Here is a 19,391-nt window from a genome sequence, read left to right as displayed (position 1 = left end):
GAGAACACTTGCCGGTTAGTTTCCAAAATGGAATTCAACAAACTTCGCCAGATCAAGATGCGGCACCTGTCTGCGTTCGTCGAAACAGTGCGTTGCGGCAGTCTGAAAGCCGCCTCCGAGCGGATTTTTCTGACCCAGCCCGCAATTTCCAAGACCTTGAAAGACCTCGAGAGCATCCTTGGTGTATCATTGATGCACAGGGATCGCGGCGGCATTGAATTGACCCGCGAAGGGGCGGTGTTCCGTCAGTTTGCGGAACAGTGTCTCGCGGCGCTCGGCCACGGTTTGGCCAGTCTCGATGCGTTGTCGTCCGGAGCGGCGTCCCCGCTGCATATCGGGGCCTTGCCCAGCGTCGCCGCCGATCTGCTGCCGGACGTGATCCTGCGTTTCGCAGAGTTGTCGCCGCCGACACCTGTGACCGTGGAAGATGGCCACATTGGCGGGTTGGTCGACCGACTGCGGTCCGGAAAACTTGATCTTCTTGTCGGACGCATGGGTCGGCCAGAGACGATGGAGGGGTTGTCGTTCACCCAGCTTTACTCGGAAAACGTCGTGTTCGCTGTTGCCACAGATCACCCGATGGCCCGCGCCACCAGCCTTGACGCCCTGAACGAGTGCCGCATTCTTTACCCACCCAAAGGTGCCGCAATCCGCCCGTTGGTAGATCGCTTTCTCATCGCTCACGGGATCGGCGACTGGTCCAATCGGATCGAGACCGTCTCCGGCGCATTCGGCCGCGCGATGACCCTGGGCCCGGCGCAGGCGATCTGGATTATCAGCCGCGGAGTCGTTGCGCGCGACATCGCAGCAGGTCGCATGACATCCCTGCCCATCAATACCAGCGCGATGGCCGGACCGGTAGGGATCTTGGCGCGCTCAGAAGAAGACCCGACGCCAACGATCCGCCTGTTCCGTCAGGCACTTCTGGAGGCCACACGCAGCGCGGTCAGTCGGCGGGCCTCTGACCGATATGGCGAATTTGTTTCAGAAGATGATCGGCGCTGTTGAGCGCCGCTCCGGTCGCCTCGAACATCGCGGGCAAAGTCATCCACTCGATGGCCCAGGAAGCGCCGGAGCGTTCCTGCTCGTGAACCATGGATTGGGCAAGTATCCCCTGTTGCCCGGCGACGACGCGCGCAAGTGCGATCAGCAACTCCGCCCGGACCGGGTTTTGCTTGTGCGGCATGGCGGACGACCCCCCGGCCCCGTCAAGCTGGACTTCGTCGATCCCTTGCTGCGCCATCAGTGCAATGTCCTGCCCCAACTTTCCCAATGTGCCGCTGACTTTGGTCAACCAATGCCCGATATCCAGCATCAGGGACCGATCCGTATGCCAAACGGGCGACACTCTCAGACCGAGCGACTTGGCAACGCCAGCGGCGATGGCGTCGGCGGCACCATTTGGCAAGTCACGCCGCCCCACAGCACCGCCGACCTGCACGACACTGATCGCATTGATGAGTTCCGGAAGTTGTCCGAGATGGGCCGCAAGCGGTGTTCGCCAGCTTTGTATGCGGTCCCCGGCGGCAATCGGAAGTGCCAATTGCATTCGCGTTCGCCCCGAGACGGGGTTGTCGGAAAATCGCGCATTCAAATCGTCCAGAAGCCGCAGCAACTCGGCACAGCGACCTTCAAACGTGGAAAGAATCGCAAGCGCCGTCAGGACCATGGCGGTGTCGATCACATCCTGGCTCGTCGCCCCGGAATGTACGGCCACCCGAGCATCCTCGGGCAGGCTCGACCTGAGCTGACGCACGAGCGCTGGCACCGGCAGGCCATCCACATCCGAGGCGTCGGCAAGCGCATCAGGATCAGGTTGAAATCCTGTGATCTCTGCAAGCGCCATTTCCGCGATGTCCGGCTCAATAGCTCCGCTCTCTCGCAACGCGCGCGTCCAGGCCATTTCGAATTGCACCATCCGGGCACAGAAGCTGTCCGCAGAAAATTCCCCAGCGGTGTACGGATCCTGAAAGAGTGTGCCCCACAGGGGCGTTCGTGTGAATGCGTTGGTCATTCCGCCAGACCTACGTCTTCTTCGATGCCATAACAAGCAGACCGACGCACCCGCGAAGCACTTATTGTGACCATCGGTGCGGCCTGCAAGAGGTGCAATTGCCAGGACGTCGACGGCATGCCTGCGCCAGCCAAATCTGTCGGGGTAGGTCACTGGTTGGCGAAACTCGATCCGGATATGATCGGACGGCGTGGGTCAGGTTTGTGTCGAGTTCGCAGGACATTTCGCGGGTCTGTCTGATGACTTGGGCAGAAAGATGAGAAGTCTCTCATCTAGGTGACCAGACCGCGCTGATCGTCCATTCCCATGGAAATGAGCATCGGCTGTTTGTCCTGATGTGATTTGAAAGATGATTTACCGGTCAATCCGTGCCAGCCCGCGAGGATCAGGGATTGCGCAACAGCGCCGCCCAACGTTGTTCCGGGACCAGTCAGGATGAACAGATCCGGGGCAAACTCGCGCGCGGCAATCGCGATGGCGTGGGTAAAATCGTAGGTCTCGGTCACCTGCTGCCCAAGGGTATAGCCATACAGGGCGTTCAGATCCGAGGCCTGTGGCCACCAGATCGCGCCCCGACCATCGATCAGCGGCAAGCCCGGTTGCGTGAACATGTCCGGCGACAGCACGGCCCGCCCCCGAGCGGCCACAGGAGCCTGAAGGTGGCTGTGAAAGGCGGCGTGGTTGCCCAACCGCATGGGAAAGCGCCCCTGGGTCGGTTCGATCTCGGCTTCGAACGCCGACAAACCGGTGTCATTCCCCGCTAGAACCAGCATCCCACCCAGGTCGATGGACAGCACCAGATCGTGATCCCTGCGCGCATCGATGTCGGCGACCAACGCTATCAGAGCCGCGCGGCGCGCCGGTTGCGGCCGCCAATCCTCATCGACCCACGGATAAATCAACTGGCCACCGATCAGCGCCCCCTGCATCAACGAGCCCATCGTATTGGCGACCCGAAATCCGTCTTCGTGAGACAGTGCACCGCCACAGGCCAAGGCCGAATACCAGCCCATGGAGTTTCCGGTGACGGCAACAATCTCGATTTCGTCGTGATCTATCGTACGGAAGTCGCCAACCGTCGCGGCATAGATAAGCGCGGATGCATTGTCGCCCCGGCTGTGTTTTGCCAGCGAAAAGCGCGATGCGCTGTCAAGTGCGGTCAGTGTCTCTTGCCCGGCCTGCTGGCGCATACCATCAAAGGTATCCAACAGCGTTGCATCCGGAAAATAGCGGCGCAGATAGCCCAGTTCCGCCGCATTATAGGTGCCGCGCCCGGGACAGATGACAACAGCGGTTTTCATGATTTACCTTCAACCAGGTTACGAACGGCTTCGACGATGCCGTCTGTCGAAGGCATCGTCACCGCATAGGCGGGGCCAGTGGGAATGAAGCTGTCCTTGGCGGTGAGCCGCGCGAGCTCTGCCGTGGACGTTTCGTGAAAATGCGCCATCAGTGCCTCTGCCACGCCACCGCAATGGCGGGTTTCATCGACAATTAGAATGGCTTTGCACCCGTCGACGGCTGCATCGAGCGCCTGATCGGGCAAAGGGGACAGCCAGCGCAAGTCGACGATGCGCGGATTGATACCCGCGGCCTTGATCTGCGGAAGTGCCTGATTGCTGAGATATGCCCCATTGCCAAATGTGACGATTGCAACATCGCGACCGTCGCCCGTGATGCCCACCTCGCCAAGCGCGATCCGCTCGGCCGGATCCGGATAGCGCCGCATCCATTCCCCGTCCTTTTCCGCGTGCAGGTCTCGCATCGGGTAGAGCGCGATCGGCTCCAGACACACCACAACCCGTTGCTCCTCGCGCGCGAGACGCACGCATTCGCGCAGCATCTTCGCGGCATCCGCACCATTTGAGGGAACGGCGAGGATCAGGCCGGGAATATCGCGCAGGACCGCCACCGAATTGTCATTGTGGAAATGCCCGCCAAAGCCCTTTTGATAGCCAAGCCCCGCAATCCGCAGCACCATCGGATTGGTGTATTGTCCATTGGAAAAGAACGGCAATGTCGCCGCCTCGCCGCGCAACTGGTCTTCGGCATTGTGCAGATAGGCCAGAAACTGGATCTCGGGCATCGGGACAAACCCATTCTGCGCCATGCCAATCGCCAGGCCGAGGATGGATTGTTCATCCAGCAGCGTGTCGATCATCCGGTCCGAACCAAACCGGTCGCGGAGTTTCTGCGTGACGCCATAGACACCGCCCTTGCGCCCGACGTCTTCGCCCATCATCACGATCTCGCCGTGTTCCAGCATCAGGTCGGTCAGCGCCCAGTTGATCAGGCGCGACATGGGCTGAGGCTCGTCCATCGCCCGCATGTCCGAACCAAACACCGCGGTCCGTGCATCGGCACCGGGACCATTGCTCGGCCTGCAGTCGCGGGTCGGCGGGATCAAGCTTGCCATCACCTGTTGTGCCGTTTGCAGATGCGGGCGCGTCACGACCTCATCGGCGACGCGCTCGACGCGTGCATGGGTGGCCTTGTAAGCCTCCAGGGCCTGGGCGGGCTGCATCGCACCGGATTGCGACAAGAGGCGCACGGAATGCAGCAATGGGTCGTTGGCTTCCTCCGCTTCGACCTCAGCCTTGGGCAGGTACGCGGTCGCCACATCAGCGCCCGCATGGCCATAGAGACGGACAGTGCGGATATGCAGAAATGCCGGCTTCCTGCTCCGCCGCACGTAATCCGCCGCCGCCTGCGCAGTCGCGTAGGTGTCGAAAATGTCGAGCCCGTCGCAGGTGAAATACTTCAATCCGGGCCGCTGCGTGAATGTCGCTCCGATCCAGCCGCGCGGCGTCTTGGTGGATATTCCGATGCCGTTGTCTTCGCAGCAGAACAACAGCGGCAGGGGCACGGATTGGTAAGATGTCCATTGCGCAGTGTTGAACGCGCCCTGCGCTGTTGAGTGGTTGGCCGAGGCATCGCCAAAGCTGCAAAAGATGATCGCATCATCCGGCAGGCACGCATGATCGGGACGATGCCGCCGCGCCGCGCCAATGGAATAGGCTGCGCCAACCGCTTTTGGCAGGTGACTGGCAATCGTCGAAGTCTGCGGCGGTATGTTCAGCGCCCTTGACCCCAGAACCTTGTGTCGTCCTCCCGAGATCGGATCCTCAGACGAACAGGCAAAGCTGAGGAGCATGTCCCAAGTCGTCGATTGCCCCGACACCTGCTCGCCACGTTGGATTTGGAACGCTGCATCACGGTAGTGCAGGAACGCCATGTCCGTGGGCCGAAGGGCGGCGGCGATGGCGGCCATGCCCTCGTGCCCCGACGAGCCAATGGTGTAAAAACCCTGCCGTTTCGCCTGCATCGCGCGACTTTTGAGGTCGAGAGCCCGGCTCAGGCACCCGGACCGATAAATCGACGCCGCCAGCGCCGCATCCAGCGGCCCGGCGGGCTCTGCTCCCGCGGGCAGGTCATTTGCGGCAACCCGGCGCAGGAAATTGTCGTGGACGATAGCGGAACGATCCATGAGTCAGCTTGCTTTCGCTAAAGACGGGAGGCGTCCGAGGACGGGACCAGAGCAGGCCATCTCCGGCCTGTTCGGTGCAGCAACCCGACGCCCCCATAGAAATGCCTGTCTGACCTTCATTGCATCACTCGCCCGCTGTTCATTGTCCGAATGGATATCAGAATACGTTTTGGAGAAATACCAGTAGATCCTGACATTCATTGGAAAAAAGCGCATGTGATTGCGCCGCGCCAAGACCGCCCGGAACAACGCAGCGGAACGGGCAGACCTGGGATGGTCGCCGACGCCACACACGCTGAAAAATTCCGCGATCACGTGGACATTTCTGCGCAGCGCAACGATCGAGGACGCTGCGGGTTGTTTCTTGACCAGCATTGAGACAGATCTTCGCGCCCGCTTGCGCCTGTTGCCCGACGTCTCACAAAGCGCACGCGACACGCTTGAAACAACGAACCGCCAGATCTGTGATTTTTCTGGTCGGAGTGGCGAGATTCGAACTCACGACCCCTGCCTCCCGAAGACAGTGCTCTACCAGGCTGAGCTACACTCCGACCGTGGGGAGCGATTACAGACATGGCCAAGACTTGGCAAGACCTTTCATCAGCGCCGTTTCAGAACCCTGGACAAGGCGATCAGGCGATCTCTTCGAACACTGATGCAGCGGCGGGAGTGCTGCGGGCGGTCAAGGCCAGCAGGACGCGAAACTATGACGCCACGGTCCGGAGGTTGCCGGCATCTGCATATCGGGTGCGCGGGTTGTGGGCCGGCATTTCCGATCCTGGTTTGTGGATCTTTCGTCTCTTTGGAACATTTCGCCGACGTCGCGCGATCTGAGCTTCGGTCAGCCGACAAAGATCGCTCGTCAATCCCCTTGGGTTCGGGAACTTGAGACAGGCGAACGAAACAGAAACGGGGTGATCGCCTAGAGATCCTTGAATGTGTCCTTCACCTGCAGCCAGGCGTCGTTCAAATGTGAACGGAGCAGCCTTTCCGCTTGGTCGGGGTCTCTTTCCAGTATGGCGTTCAGTATGCTCTCGTGAGCCTCAAAATTGCGTCGGTTGCGTTCCGGCAGGCGCGGCATCATTCTCCAATGCCCGTCAAGCCAGTCACAAAACGAGTGATGGATGGCCGGAAAGACCGGGTTGCCCGGAATGGTATAGAACACCGCGTGAAAATCCTTGTCGGATTCGTAAAAGGCTTCGGAATCCTCGATGCAGTCCCAATTGCGGTTCAGGGCCTCACGCAAATGCCGGATATCGTCCTTGGTCGCGTCGGTTGCGGCCAGCCTGACCAGACCCGCCTCGACAAAGATCCTGACTTCGAAAATCTGGCCAACCCCACCGGGTTGACCGATCAGATGCTGAACCAACCCGCCAAGAACATTGGTGACCGTTCCGTAGCCGGGTTTGCGGACAATCGGGCGATGGCGTGGGCGGTCTTCGAGCAATCCCCGCCCAACCAGAATCTTGACGGCCTCGCGTGCAACCGTTCGGCTGACCGAGAATTCTCCGATGATCTCTCGCTCGGACGGAAACATCTGGCCGTCGTGCAACTCGCCGGAATAGATGCGCCGCTCAAGAACGGCGACCACCCTGTCCGCCGCACGATCAGTCGGTGGCTCGGCACCGGCGGATGATCCTTGCTTCATCTGTTGCATCTACCTCGTTTGTTTCACAGGCGATTTGGCCAGACAACAGCAATTTTTAGCATACCAAAAATCCAATAATTCGCAAGAATTGAAAAATTTGTTGACCGATATTCTATTTTTAGTCATACCAAACTGACAAGAGGCGCCGATGAGTCGGATGACGCCAATCGCGGAAAGGTTGTTTCAACACGTGAAAGACGAGGCTCTGTGCGGCGGCGCACACGATTGCCAGACGCGACATGAACCGGACCCCGAGTTCTTTTGCATCGAAGCAGACATCGAAAACCAGGCCGGACTGCATTTCAGGCGATCCAAGACCTGGCGGGCTGACCTGGAAAAATTGCCGAAATCGGCACCTTTGGAGGAAAATTCATGAAGATCAAAACCATTCTTGGCGCGGTTGCCTCTGCAGCTGCGCTGGCTCTTGGCGCGCCTGTCGCGTCGGCCGACGCACTGAAGTTTGCGCATGTCTACGAGGTCAGCCATCCCTTACACGCGGCTGCGCTGGAGGCTGCGAAATTGTTCAGCGAGCGCACCGATGGTCGCCATACCATCGAAGTCTTTCCAGCTTCATCACTGGGCAAGGAAGCCGCGCTGAACGAAGGTCTTAGCCTGGGAACGGTCGACATCATCTATACTGGTGGCGGCTTTGCCGGATCGATCTACGGGCCCGCCGCCATGACAGATTTCCCGTTCACCCTGCGCAATCTCAAGCATTGGCAGGCGTATTACGAAAGTGATCTCTTTCAGGACGTGTCGGCGGGTTACACCGATGCATCCGGTGGTAATGTGATCGGCGCGGTCAGCTATTACGGATCGCGGCATGTGACGGCCAACAAGCCGGTGCTATCCCCTGCCGACATGAAGGATCTCAAGATCCGGGTACCAAATGCGCCGGCCTACGTGCTGTTTCCGGAGGCAACCGGAGCAAACCCGACGCCGATGGCCTTCTCCGAGGTCTACCTGGCTCTTCAGCAAGGCGTTGTCGACGCCCAGGAAAATCCGCTGACCACGATCCAGGCCAAGCGATTCTACGAGGTGCAAACCGACATCAGCCTGACCGGTCACATCACGAACTCGATCTTCACCGTGGTATCAGGCGTGCGGCTGTCTCAGCTAAGCGATGAGGACTCGGCGATCCTCTACGACGTTCTCGGCGAAACCGCGCTGCAATCGACCAAAGCGATTATCGCCGCCGAAGAAACGCTGGTCGAGTGGTTTCGCGAACAGGGGATCAACGTTCACGAGGTTGATCGCGCGCCGTTCATCGAGGTGGTTGCCCCGGCCTTGACCTCGGGCGATCTGCCTTTCAGCGGCGAACTCTATGAACAGCTGCAGGCCATTCCCGACGCCGAATGATATGACGACGCGCAGGCCCGGTGGCCTAAGAAAACTGCCGGGCCAATTCATCAGGGGAGGAAACCCAGTGACCGAGCATACAAAAGGCGATCATCTGGAGAGTCTTGTCGACGAGTTGGAGGAGATCTCGGACGATATTTCGGATGTCCGTTGGATGGACATCCCGGTTCTGGTGATTTTCGCCATCCTCTTCGTCATTGTCGCGTTGCAGTTCTTTACGCGCTACGTGCTGAATGACAGCCTCGGATGGACCGAGGAAATCGCCCGTTACTTCCTGATCCTTCTGGGGTTCGTCGGCGGCGTGACCTGTGTCCGCAAGGGCAAACACATCTTTCTTGAATTCTCTTACCATTACCTTCCGACCAGAGCGATCAAACCGCTTGTCTCGCTTTCCGAAGTGCTGGTCGCCGGGTTCTGGGGCTATGGTGGCTGGCTGGCCATCGAATTGGCACAACGCACCCGCAGCAACATGGTCTCGATCAATCTGCCCAAGGCCTACATCTACTATCTGGTCAGCGCGGGCTGCTTTCTGATGGCCGTGTATGCGGTCGCCAATCTGATCACGCTGCTCGGCAAACCCGCCGATCAGGTTGCGCGTGAGAAACTCGCACACCCTTCGGACGGAATCTGAACATGGCCCTAGCGACTCTCTTTATCCTCCTGACCCTGTTCCTGTTCTTCGGCGTTCCCGTCGCGGTCTCGCTGGGACTGGCTTCGCTGGTTTATATAATGATGGCCGGAATGCCGGACGTCCTGCTGATCCACACCATGATCGGCGGCATCGACAGCTTCCCGCTGCTGGCCATTCCGTTCTTCATCCTGGCCGGACACCTGATGAACACCGGTGGCATCACCACCAAGATTTTCGCCTTTGCCCGCGCGCTTGTCGGCTGGTTGCCCGGTGGGCTCGGGCATGTGAATGTCGGCGCGTCGGTGATTTTCGCCGGCATGTCCGGGGCTGCCGTCGCCGATGCGGGCGGATTGGGCAATGTCGAAATCAAGGCGATGCGTGAAGCCGGTTACGACACCGATTTCTCGGTCGGAGTGACCGCCGCCTCATCGACCATCGGTCCGATCATTCCGCCGTCGCTGCCGCTGGTGATATACGGTGTGATGGCCTCGGTCTCGATAGGCGAATTGTTCGCTGCCGGGCTGATTCCCGGTCTCTTGATGGCAGCGTCACTGATGGCGATGGTCGCCTGGTATGCCCGCGCGCGCAACTACCCCAAGGACAGCGGCATCAGCCTGTGCAACATCTGGATCACTTTCAAGCAGGCGTTTCTGCCGCTGCTGACCCCGGTGATCATCGTCGGCGGCATTGCCACCGGCGTGTTCACCCCGACAGAGGCCGCGATCGCCGCCGTGTGCTATGCGATGTTCCTTGGTCTGGTTGTCTACAAGACGCTGAACTGGAAACACCTGGTGCGTGTCTCGATGGACACCATCGAGACGTCGGCAGCGATCCTGATGATTGTCGCGGCGGCGGCGGTCTTTGCGTGGATCCTGACTTCAAACCAGGTCGCGGTCCATCTGGGCGACGCGATGCTGGGCATGACCACCAACAAGACGGTCCTCTTGCTGATCATGATGGTAATGGTGCTTGCCATCGGCCTGTTCATGGAAACCATCGCGGCGATCACCATTCTGGTGCCGGTGCTGTTGCCGATTGCACTCAAGGCCGGGATCGACCCTGTACACCTGGGCATTCTGGTGATCCTGAACCTGATGCTGGGTCTGCTGACGCCGCCGGTCGGCATGGTTCTCTTTGTCCTGTCCGAAGTGTCGGGGGTCAAATTCGAGCGCTGCGTCAAGGCGACCATGCCGTTCCTGGTGCCGTTGATCATCGTGCTGCTTTTGATCACCTTCTTTCCGCAAATCGCACTTTGGCTGCCCACGACGGTCTATCGCTGACCGAACATTCCAAAGACTATGAATGGAGACTGAACAAGTGACCAAACTAGCCGGGAAAACCTGTGTCATCACCGCCGCCGCACAGGGAATTGGGCGCGCCACCGCGGAACGGATGGTCCGCGATGGGGCGCGTGTGATTGCGACCGATATCAACACCGATCTGCTGAGCGAGGTCGCGGGTGCCGAACATGTCACGCTCGACGTCACGGATCAGGCGGCGATAACCCGATTTGCCGCCCAGACCGGTCCCGTGGACGTCTTGTTCAACTGCGCCGGCGTGGTCCACAGCGGCTCGATCCTGGACTGCCCGCGAAAGGACTGGGAGTTCGCGATCGGGCTGAACGTCACTGCAATGTACGACATGATCCGAGCCTTCCTGCCGGGCATGATCGAACGGGGAGCGGGCAGCATCATCAACATGTCCTCGGTCGCCTCCAGCCTCAAGGGCGTGCCGAACCGCGTTGCCTACCAGACATCCAAGGCGGCAGTGATCGGGCTGACCAAATCGGTCGCGGTGGATTTCGTCGGCCAGGGCATTCGCTGCAATGCGATCTGCCCCGGCACCGTCGAAAGCCCCTCGCTGCATGAACGGCTGCGCGCCACCGGTGACTATGACAAGGCGATGGCCGAATTCGTCGCCCGCCAACCCATGGGCCGCATCGCCCGCGCCGAAGAGATCGCCGCGCTGGTGACTTATCTGGCCAGCGACGAGGCCGGGTTCACGACCGGTCAGGCCCATGTCATCGACGGCGGCTGGGCCGCCTGAAATACAATCCCGATAAAAGGAAACACTCCATGAAACTCACTCGTTTTGGTGCGCCCGGTCAGGAAAAGCCCGGCGCTTTCGACGCGACCGGCACCCTGCGCGACCTGTCCGGGTATGTCACGGATATCGACGCCGACCTGCTGGCGGATCTGTCGGTGCTGGACGGCATCGACGTGTCCACCCTGCCCGCTGTCGATGGCAATCCACGACTTGGCCCTTGCGTCACCGGGACCACCAAATTCATCTGCATCGGCCTGAACTATTCCGATCACGCCGCCGAGACCAACAACCCGATCCCGTCGGAACCGGTGATCTTCATGAAGGCCACATCGACCATTGTCGGCCCGAATGACGATGTGATCATCCCGCGCGGCTCGGAAAAGACCGACTGGGAGGTCGAACTGGGTGTGATCATCGGCAAGCCCGCAAAATATGTCAGCGAAGCCGACGCATTGGATCACGTCGCCGGCTATTGCGTGATCGATGACGTATCCGAACGCGCGTTTCAGATCGAACGCGAAGGTCAATGGACCAAGGGCAAATCCTGCGACACCTTTGGCCCCATCGGTCCCTATCTGGTCACGCGCGATGAAATTCCCGATCCGCAGAACCTGACGATGTGGTGCGACGTGAACGGGCAGCGCATGCAGAACGGTTCCACCTCGACAATGGTCTTTGGCGTGGCGCACCTGGTGTCCTATCTCAGCCAGTTCATGACCCTGCTGCCGGGGGATGTGATCTCTACCGGCACTCCTCCGGGCGTGGGCATGGGCAAAAAGCCACCTCTGTACCTGAAGCCGGGCGATGTCGTCACCCTGGGCATCGAAGGACTGGGCGATCAGCGCCAGGTCTTTGTCGCCGATACCTGAACCAGAAACCGCCTATCGAAAGGGTCACCATGTCCGAGAAAACCGCGCTGAAACTGCATCCCGGCGACAATGTCGCCATCGTTCTGGTCAATGTCGAAGCCGGGGCACCCCTGTCTCCCTTCGACATTGCAGCGCAGACGCAGATCCCACGTGGCCACAAGGCCGCCGTGTGCGCTATCCGTGAAGGCGAAGACGTGGTGAAATACGGCCAGATCATCGGGCGCGCGAGTACCGATATCGCGCCCGGCGCGCATGTCCATGTGCACAATGTCAGCATGGCCGAGTTTGACCGTGACTATGCCTATGGCCAGCATGCCAAACCGCTGGAACCATTCACCGCGGCTGACCGTGCGACGTTTCAGGGCTACCGTCGCCCCGATGGCAAGGTCGGCACCCGCAACTATGTTGGCATCGTCACGTCGGTGAATTGTTCGGCGACCGCCGCACGTCTGATCGCACGCGAGGCGGAAAAACGCGGGCTGGTGGACAAATATCCGAATGTCGACGGCGTGGTGCCGATCATCCACGGTGCTGGCTGCTGTATCGGCACCGATGACGAGGCATTCTACAAGTTGCAACGCACCGTTTGGGGGTTTGCCACCCACCCCAATTTCGCCACCGTCCTGATGCTGGGTCTGGGCTGCGAGGCCAACCAGATCCCGCTGATGCTCGAGGTTTATGGTAATCCGCCAAAGGAACAATTCCGCTATTACACGCTCCAGGCCGAAGGCGGGACGCGCAAGACGGTGGAAAAGGGATTGGAATGGCTGGAACAGGCGCTGGCCTATGCCAACGAAGCGACCCGCGAAACCATCCCGGCGTCGGAACTGACGGTCGCGCTGCAATGCGGCGGATCGGACGGCTATTCCGGTATCACCGCAAACCCGGCTTTGGGCCACGCGGTCGACCTGCTGGTGCGCAACGGCGGCACCGCCGCATTGGCCGAGACGCCCGAAATTTACGGAGCGGAACATTTGCTGACCGGACGGGCCCAAACTCGGGATGTGGGCGAAAAACTGGTCGATCTGATCCATTGGTGGGAGGAATATGCCGCCAAGAATGGTTCGACCATGAACAACAACCCGACTCCGGGTAACAAGGCGGGAGGGCTGACCACGATCCTCGAAAAGTCACTGGGTGCGGTGGCCAAAGCCGGCACCACCAACCTTGCCGGCGTCTACAAATACGGCGAGAAGATCACCGCCAAAGGCCTCGTGTTCGTGGACAGCCCCGGCTATGATCCGGTGTCGATCACCGGCGAAGTCGCCTCGGGCTGCAACATGGTGTGTTTCACCACCGGGCGCGGGTCGTGCTATGGCAACAAGCCCGCCCCGTCGATCAAGATCGCGTCCAACACACCGATGTTCGACCGGATGAACGAAGACATGGACATCAATTGCGGCACGATCATCGATGGCGTCGAAACCATCGAGGAAGCCGGGCGGCGGATCTTTGATGAAATGCTGGCGGTGGCTTCGGGCAAGCGAACACTGTCCGAACAGCTCGACGTCGGTGACGCCGAATTCGCGCCCTGGCAGACCTACGCCCAGATGTAAGCGCACGCATCAGAACCAGATACGGGCGCCGTTCTAGCGGCGCCCGTTTTCGTCATGGCCAGGCAGTGATGCCCAGTTGATCGGGATCATGTGACCCGTGTGGCCGCCAACTTGTCCCAATCGAACGTCACCCCGATCCCTGGCGCGCTTGGTGCGACGGCCAGGTGATCTTCGACGACCAGCGGGCGGGTGGTGTAGGCATCTATGGGGAAGCTGTGCACTTCCAGCCAGCCGCCGTTGGGTCGGGCGGAAACCAGGCTGACATGCAATTCCTGCATGCCATGGCTGCACACCGGAATGCCATGTTTCAGGGACAATTCCGCGACTTGCAGCCAGCCGGTGACACCGCCGCAGTTTGACGCATCCGGCTGAATGAACGACAGACCCGCATCGGCAAAGGCATATTCGAACTCGTGGATTGTGTGCAGGTTCTCGCCCATCGCGAGCGGCATGCCGGTTGCGTCGGCAATCTGCTTGAAGCCATGGTAGTCATCCGGGATCGTCGGCTCCTCGAACCACAGCAGATCGAAAGGCTTGAACGCATGTGCGGCCTCGATCGCCTGCTCGACGCTCATTGAGTAATTCGCATCGACCATAAACGTGACATCCGGCCCGATCAGGTCGCGCACCGCCTTGATACGGGCGATGTCATCGGCCAGATCGGGCTGGCCGATCTTGATCTTCACGGCGCTAAAGCCACGGTCCAGATAGCCCCGGGTCTGGTCCAGCAACCGCTCAAGCGAAAAGTTGAGGTCGATACCGCCGCAATAGGCCTTGCACCTGTCCGCGGCACCCCCCGCCATCTGCGACAGAGGCTGGCCGCTGCGCTTGCCGCGCAGATCCCACAGGGCGATGTCGACGGCCGAGATCGCAAAGGAGGCGATACCGCCGCGCGCGACGTAGTGCAGGTGCCATTGCATCGCCTGATACAGTTCCTCGACCTGCACGCTATCCTGCCCGATCAGAAACGGCGCGAGATCATGCTCGACCATGGCGACAATCGCCCGCCCGCCGCGCCCGCCGGTATAGGTATAGCCGGTACCTTCGCTGCCATCGACGCATTGGACGGTCACAGTGATCAGTTCGAAATGGGTATGATCGCCATGCTTTGCATCGCTCAGAACCTCGGCGAGTGGCACGTTGAAATGTTTGACGTCGATACGCGAGATCAGGGTCATCGGAGGTCAGCTCACTTTCTGGTCTTGAGAGGAAACGCGGGTCTGGAACAGGATCACGACAAACAGGAAACCGCCTCGGATTACCATCTGCCAATAGGCACTCAGACTGATGGTACCGCGACCGTTCTCGAAGTTCAGGATATTAAACACCAGTCCAAGCAGCAGTGCCCCGGCAATGGTTGCCGGAACAGAACCGAGCCCGCCGGTCAGAAGGGTCCCGCCCACCACGACCGAAGCGATCGCCGACAACTCCCAGCCGATGCCTTCCAGAGGTTGACCCGCCCCAAAGCCCGAGGCGAGAAACAGCCCGGCCATCCCCGCGCAGGCCCCGCTGAGGATATAGACAAACGCCTTGGCCCTGTTGACCTTGAGCCCCATCAGGATCGACGCGTCTTCGCCACCGCCGATGGCCAGAACCGTGCGGCCAAGCGAGGTCTTTTCGAGCACGATCCACAACAGGACCGCGACGATGGCTACGATCAGGATCGCCCATGGGATTGTTCCAAATGCCTTTTCCATACCCAGCTTGGTAAAGTTCGACCCCCAGTCGACGCCAATGGTTTCGGCGCCCGAGATCACCAGCGCACCGCCCTTGGCCCCCAGCATCGTCGCCAGCGTTGCGATAAAGGGCGGAATTCGCATGGCGATTATGAAAAGGGCGTTGACCGCGCCGAACGCAGCCCCGGCCAGAATTGCTCCGGGGGCCGCCACGTCAAGTCCATAGGGGCTGAGATAGGCCGCCACGACCGAGGTGAAGGCGGCAACAGATCCCACTGACAAGTCGATTCCGCCGGTCATTATGACGAAACACATACCCAGCGAAATCACGATGAACATGGCGTTGTAATTCAGAAACGATGCGATGTTATAGGCACCGCCAAAATTGTCATACCGCAGCAATCCGAACAGGATCAGCAGGATCAGCGCAAGCCATACTGCGGTGGTCTGGGTGTTGCCGGCCAGATACTTGCGCAGGTCAAGGGCATCGGTGTCCAGCATGGTCATTCCTTCCGCGTCTGCTGGACATAAACCGCCAGCACGATGATCAGGGCCTTGGCGATCAGGGCGACCTCGTCCTGGATGCCATTGGCCAGGAGCGTGTACTTCACCAGTTGGATGATGATCGCGCCCAGGATCGCCCCGAATATCGGCGCGCGACCGCCCTGCAACAGTGCCCCGCCGACAACGGCGGCGGCGATGGCGTCCAGTTCCATCAGGTTGCCGTTGCGCGCCGCGTCCGAGGCCGAGTTGATCGCCACCACGATCAGCCCGGCAATGCCCGACAGGAAAGCGCAGATCATGTAGGCCCCGATCTTGACGGAGCGCACCGGGCCGCCGGAAAGCCGTGCGGCCTGCTCGTTGCCGCCGACCGCCAGCAGATAGCGGCCGAAAGTGGTGCGCCGGACCACCCAGTACAGCAGGACCGCGATGGCCAACGCCAGCCAGCCCTGAAACGGCAGCCCGAGAATCTTTCCGGTGCCGAGATAGCTGAAGGCGGGGTTCTTGAAGGTCTGAAGGTTGCCGTTGGTCAGCACCTGGGCGATGCCTCGCCCCGATATGAACAGGATCAGTGTTGCGATGATCGGTTGCACCCGAAGTATGCTGACCATGGCGCCGTTGAACACACCGCAGATCGCGGCAACCGCCAATGGCAGCGCGATGGCGGCCGTCAGTCCCAAAACCGGATATGCCATGGCAAACTCGGACTGGAAGATCAGCGGCGCCAGAGCTCCGGCCAGCGCCATCACGGCGCCGACCGACAGGTCGATACCACCGGTGGCGATTACCAGCGTCATACCCATCGCCACGATGGCGATGGTGGCCACCTGGCTGATATTCACGAACAATGTCTGAAGGTGCAGAAAGTTGGGCGTGAACAGGGCGTTGAACACGAGCAGGACGATCAGCGCAACGATTCCGCCATGGTGACGCAGGTTCCGGAATAATATGCCGCGTGCAGGCATGGTCCCGCCTGCCTTCTTGCCGGTTGCCGGGGTCATCGTCATGCCGACACCTCCTGATCGTGGTGATGGGCGATGGCCTTGACCAATGCGTTCTCGGTGATCCCAGGGTTTTGCAACTCGCTGACCGAACAGCCGTCCTGCAGAACCACGATCCGGTCTGCACCTTCGACCAGCTCCTCGAATTCCGAACTGATCAGCACCACGCCGAACCCCTGATCCACATAGTCGCGGATGATCGACTGAATTTCCAGCTTGGCGCCGACATCGACCCCGCGTGTCGGCTCGTCCAGGATCAGCAGATCGGGCTGTGTCGCGAGCCAGCGCGCCAACAAGACCTTTTGCTGATTGCCGCCGGACAATTCGCGGATCGGTTGATCCATGTCGGAAGTCTTGATGCCAAGGGATTTGATGTAATGCGCCACCAGTTCCTGTTCGCGCTTGCGGTCAATCTGTGCATTGCGGGTCAGCTTGGGCAACAGCGCCAATGTCAGGTTTTCACGCACCGACATGTCCGGAATGATACCTTCGGATTTGCGGTCCTCGGTCAGAAATCCGATACCCTCGGCGATGGCAGCCGCTGGATTTTCCGGTTCGGAACCGGCACCCTTGAAGGTCACGCGGCCCTTGGTCAGAGGATCGACACCAAACAGCGCACGCGCAGCTTCTGTCCGCCCGGATCCCAACAGGCCGCCCAGACCGACAATCTCTCCGCGATGCACGTTCAGATCGAACTTGCGCAGGCGGTTGCCGGTCGAGATGTCGTTAGCCGTCAACAGGATCTCGCCCGGCTCCTTGGTGCCGCCGCCGAATTCCGTCATGCCAGCGGCCTGAATGTCTTCGACGTTGCGGCCCAGCATATCGGCGATCAGTTCCAGTTTCGAGGTCTCCGCAATATTGCGCACGCCAACCGTCTGCCCGTCGCGCATGGTGGTGACCCGGTCGCAGACCGCGAAAAGTTCATCGAGAAAATGCGACACATAGAGAACGCAAACGCCGGCCGCTTTCAGGCTTTTAACGACACCGAACAGGGTCTTGACCTCGTTTGCGTCCAGCGACGAGGTTGGTTCGTCCATGATCACCAGCCTGGCATCCAGCGACACCGCACGGGCGATCGCGACCAGTTGCTGTATGGCCGTCGAATAGCTGCCCAGCCGGGCCCTGACGTCGATATCGATGCCGAACCGCGACAGGATTTCACGGGTGCGCCGATGCGCCTCGTTCCAGTCGACCAGAACGCCGAGCCGTTTGGGTTCATACCCCATCATCACGTTCTCGGTCACGCTGCGCAGGGGCACCAGGTTCAGCTCCTGATAGATCGTCGCAATGCCCGCAACCTGCGCCTCGCGCGGGCTGGATACGGTGGAGTCCTGCCCATCGAAGCGGACCGTGCCGGCATCGCGGCGATAGACCCCGGTCAGGATCTTGATCAGGGTGGATTTGCCAGCCCCGTTCTGACCAATCAGACCGTGCACCTCGCCCGGCGCCAGTTCCAGATCGGCCGCACGCAGGGCGGGGACACCGGAAAAGGACTTTTCGATCCCCTGCATGGAGACAAGCGGTTGCATCGGGCACCTCGGTTTTGAAGGATCGGAAGGGGCCGAAACGTCCGGCCCCCATCCAACGGGAGGACTCAGTATGCGGCGTCGATGTTCTCTGCCGCGTTGTCGACGGTAAAGATGCGATCCTGCACCTGAACCCAGGGTTCGATGGTTTCACCGGCGGCGTATTTGTTCATCACTTCGCAGGCGAGCGGGCCGAAGAACGGCGAACTTTCCACGGTGACGCCCATCTTGCCGTCGATGATCGCCTGCAGCGCGTCGCGCGTGCCGTCAATCGAGACCACCAGAACATCCTCGCCCGGCTTACGCCCGGCCAGTTCAAGCGCCTGAATGGCGCCAATCGCCATCTCGTCGTTATGGGCATAGACGATGTTCACGTCCGGATGCGCCTGCAACAGGGTTTCCATTACCTGGCGTCCCATGTCGCGGGCGAAATCGCCGGTTTGCGACGCAACGATGGTCATGTTGTCATGCTGTGCCATCACATCGTCAAAGCCCTTGCGGCGGTCGTTGGCGGGCGATGACCCGGTTGTGCCTTCAAGCTCGACGATGATGCCCTGCTCGCCTTCGAAATTCTCGAGCGTCCATTCCGCGACGCGGCGGCCCTGGTCGATGAAATCCGAGCCGAGGAACGACACAAAATGCTCTCCGGGCTTGGCGACGGCTGGATCAACCGAGCGGTCGATGAGAAAGGTCGGGATGCCAGCGGCGCGGGCCTTCATCACGGCGGGGATCAGCGGCTTTTCCTCGCGCGGCGGCAGGAACAGCACATCGATGCCCTGGGCGATCATACTGTCCACATCGGCGACCTGCTTGGCGGCGGACCCGGCCGCGTCAGTGGCGATCAGGTTCCAGCCGCAGCTTTCGGCGGTGTCGTGAAACGACTTGGTCTCTGCGATGCGCCACGGGTTGTTGGATTCCATCTGAGCGAAGCCGACGGTATAGGTGTCTTTCTGCTCAAGCGGCGGCAGACCGTCGGCCTGTGCCACTGATACCAGCCCCAGGCCGAACGCGGCCACGGTTCCAAGCAATGTTCTACGTTTCATATTCTTCCTCCGATTGGGTGCGACAGGGCTCTCT

The 19,391-nt window shown here is 60.3% G+C and carries 17 protein-coding genes and 1 tRNA gene; 7 read left to right on the top strand and 11 right to left on the bottom strand.

The genetic code is table 11. The annotated features are described in order from the left end of the window. Positions 1 to 27: 27 nt before the first annotated feature. The gene (pcaQ, locus tag QO231_RS12025) at positions 28 to 1,008 is read left to right on the top strand and encodes a pca operon transcription factor PcaQ (protein WP_316776416.1); all 981 of its coding nucleotides are present in this window, start codon (positions 28 to 30) and stop codon (positions 1,006 to 1,008) included. Here the strand turns inward: pcaQ and QO231_RS12020 are convergent. The 6 genes from QO231_RS12020 to QO231_RS11995 form a co-directional block, all read right to left on the bottom strand. Further along, positions 947 to 2,014 carry a 3-carboxy-cis,cis-muconate cycloisomerase gene (locus QO231_RS12020; RefSeq protein WP_316776413.1) on the bottom strand — a complete coding sequence of 356 codons (1,068 nt, stop codon included), beginning with the start codon at positions 2,012 to 2,014 and terminating at the stop codon, positions 947 to 949. The genes pcaQ and QO231_RS12020 overlap by 62 nt on opposite strands. 272 nt (positions 2,015 to 2,286) lie before the next feature. Next, positions 2,287 to 3,315, bottom strand: a complete 1,029-nt coding sequence (locus QO231_RS12015; RefSeq protein WP_316776412.1) for an ACP S-malonyltransferase — start codon at positions 3,313 to 3,315, stop codon at positions 2,287 to 2,289. Continuing rightward, complete coding sequence (locus tag QO231_RS12010) at positions 3,312 to 5,501, bottom strand: dehydrogenase E1 component subunit alpha/beta (RefSeq protein WP_316776409.1); 2,190 nt, start codon at positions 5,499 to 5,501, stop codon at positions 3,312 to 3,314. The genes QO231_RS12015 and QO231_RS12010 overlap by 4 nt, the downstream gene beginning before the upstream one ends. A gap of 3 nt (positions 5,502 to 5,504) precedes the next feature. Next, entirely contained in the window at positions 5,505 to 5,876 is a 372-nt protein-coding gene (locus QO231_RS12005; protein WP_316776408.1) for a hypothetical protein, read from the bottom strand. 99 nt (positions 5,877 to 5,975) lie between these two features. Next, positions 5,976 to 6,052: transfer RNA gene (locus QO231_RS12000), tRNA-Pro, on the bottom strand. A gap of 371 nt (positions 6,053 to 6,423) precedes the next feature. Further along, positions 6,424 to 7,149, bottom strand: a complete 726-nt coding sequence (locus tag QO231_RS11995; protein ID WP_316776404.1) for an FCD domain-containing protein — start codon at positions 7,147 to 7,149, stop codon at positions 6,424 to 6,426. A gap of 372 nt (positions 7,150 to 7,521) precedes the next feature. Here QO231_RS11995 and QO231_RS11990 point away from each other — a divergent pair, with 372 nt between their 5' ends. The 6 genes from QO231_RS11990 to QO231_RS11965 all read left to right on the top strand — a co-directional run bounded on the left by QO231_RS11990 (position 7,522) and on the right by QO231_RS11965 (position 13,610). Further along, complete coding sequence (locus QO231_RS11990) at positions 7,522 to 8,508, top strand: sialic acid TRAP transporter substrate-binding protein SiaP (protein ID WP_316776402.1); 987 nt, start codon at positions 7,522 to 7,524, stop codon at positions 8,506 to 8,508. A gap of 67 nt (positions 8,509 to 8,575) precedes the next feature. Next, complete coding sequence (locus tag QO231_RS11985) at positions 8,576 to 9,139, top strand: TRAP transporter small permease (RefSeq protein WP_316776399.1); 564 nt, start codon at positions 8,576 to 8,578, stop codon at positions 9,137 to 9,139. Positions 9,140 to 9,141: 2 nt separating this feature from the next. Beyond that, positions 9,142 to 10,419: a TRAP transporter large permease gene (locus tag QO231_RS11980; protein ID WP_316776398.1), complete on the top strand. Its 1,278-nt coding sequence runs from the start codon at positions 9,142 to 9,144 to the stop codon at positions 10,417 to 10,419. A gap of 22 nt (positions 10,420 to 10,441) precedes the next feature. After that, entirely contained in the window at positions 10,442 to 11,185 is a 744-nt protein-coding gene (locus QO231_RS11975) for an SDR family oxidoreductase (protein ID WP_316776396.1), read from the top strand. A 29-nt stretch (positions 11,186 to 11,214) separates the two neighbouring features. Next, positions 11,215 to 12,054: a fumarylacetoacetate hydrolase family protein gene (locus QO231_RS11970; RefSeq protein WP_316776393.1), complete on the top strand. Its 840-nt coding sequence runs from the start codon at positions 11,215 to 11,217 to the stop codon at positions 12,052 to 12,054. Positions 12,055 to 12,083: 29 nt separating this feature from the next. Beyond that, a complete protein-coding gene (locus tag QO231_RS11965; RefSeq protein WP_316776391.1) occupies positions 12,084 to 13,610 on the top strand; it encodes a UxaA family hydrolase in 1,527 nt (508 codons plus the stop codon). An 86-nt stretch (positions 13,611 to 13,696) separates the two neighbouring features. Here the strand turns inward: QO231_RS11965 and QO231_RS11960 are convergent, their stop codons facing one another. The 5 genes from QO231_RS11960 to QO231_RS11940 form a co-directional block, all read right to left on the bottom strand. Beyond that, a complete protein-coding gene (locus QO231_RS11960) occupies positions 13,697 to 14,788 on the bottom strand; it encodes a mandelate racemase/muconate lactonizing enzyme family protein (protein WP_316776389.1) in 1,092 nt (363 codons plus the stop codon). A gap of 6 nt (positions 14,789 to 14,794) precedes the next feature. Next, positions 14,795 to 15,787 (bottom strand): ABC transporter permease, encoded by a 993-nt coding sequence (locus tag QO231_RS11955; protein WP_316776386.1) that lies wholly within the window; start codon positions 15,785 to 15,787, stop codon positions 14,795 to 14,797. Positions 15,788 to 15,789: 2 nt separating this feature from the next. Further along, the gene (locus tag QO231_RS11950; RefSeq protein WP_316776383.1) at positions 15,790 to 16,794 is read right to left on the bottom strand and encodes an ABC transporter permease; all 1,005 of its coding nucleotides are present in this window, start codon (positions 16,792 to 16,794) and stop codon (positions 15,790 to 15,792) included. Then, positions 16,791 to 18,317: a sugar ABC transporter ATP-binding protein gene (locus tag QO231_RS11945; RefSeq protein WP_316776380.1), complete on the bottom strand. Its 1,527-nt coding sequence runs from the start codon at positions 18,315 to 18,317 to the stop codon at positions 16,791 to 16,793. Before QO231_RS11945 ends, QO231_RS11950 begins: the two co-directional genes overlap by 4 nt. A gap of 65 nt (positions 18,318 to 18,382) precedes the next feature. Continuing rightward, a complete protein-coding gene (locus QO231_RS11940) occupies positions 18,383 to 19,357 on the bottom strand; it encodes an ABC transporter substrate-binding protein (RefSeq protein WP_316776378.1) in 975 nt (324 codons plus the stop codon). Positions 19,358 to 19,391: the final 34 nt, after the last annotated feature.

The sequence above is a fragment of the Sedimentitalea todarodis genome (assembly GCF_032595355.1).
Lineage (GTDB): Bacteria > Pseudomonadota > Alphaproteobacteria > Rhodobacterales > Rhodobacteraceae > Sedimentitalea > Sedimentitalea todarodis.
This window is presented reverse-complemented; position numbering and strand designations above follow the sequence as displayed.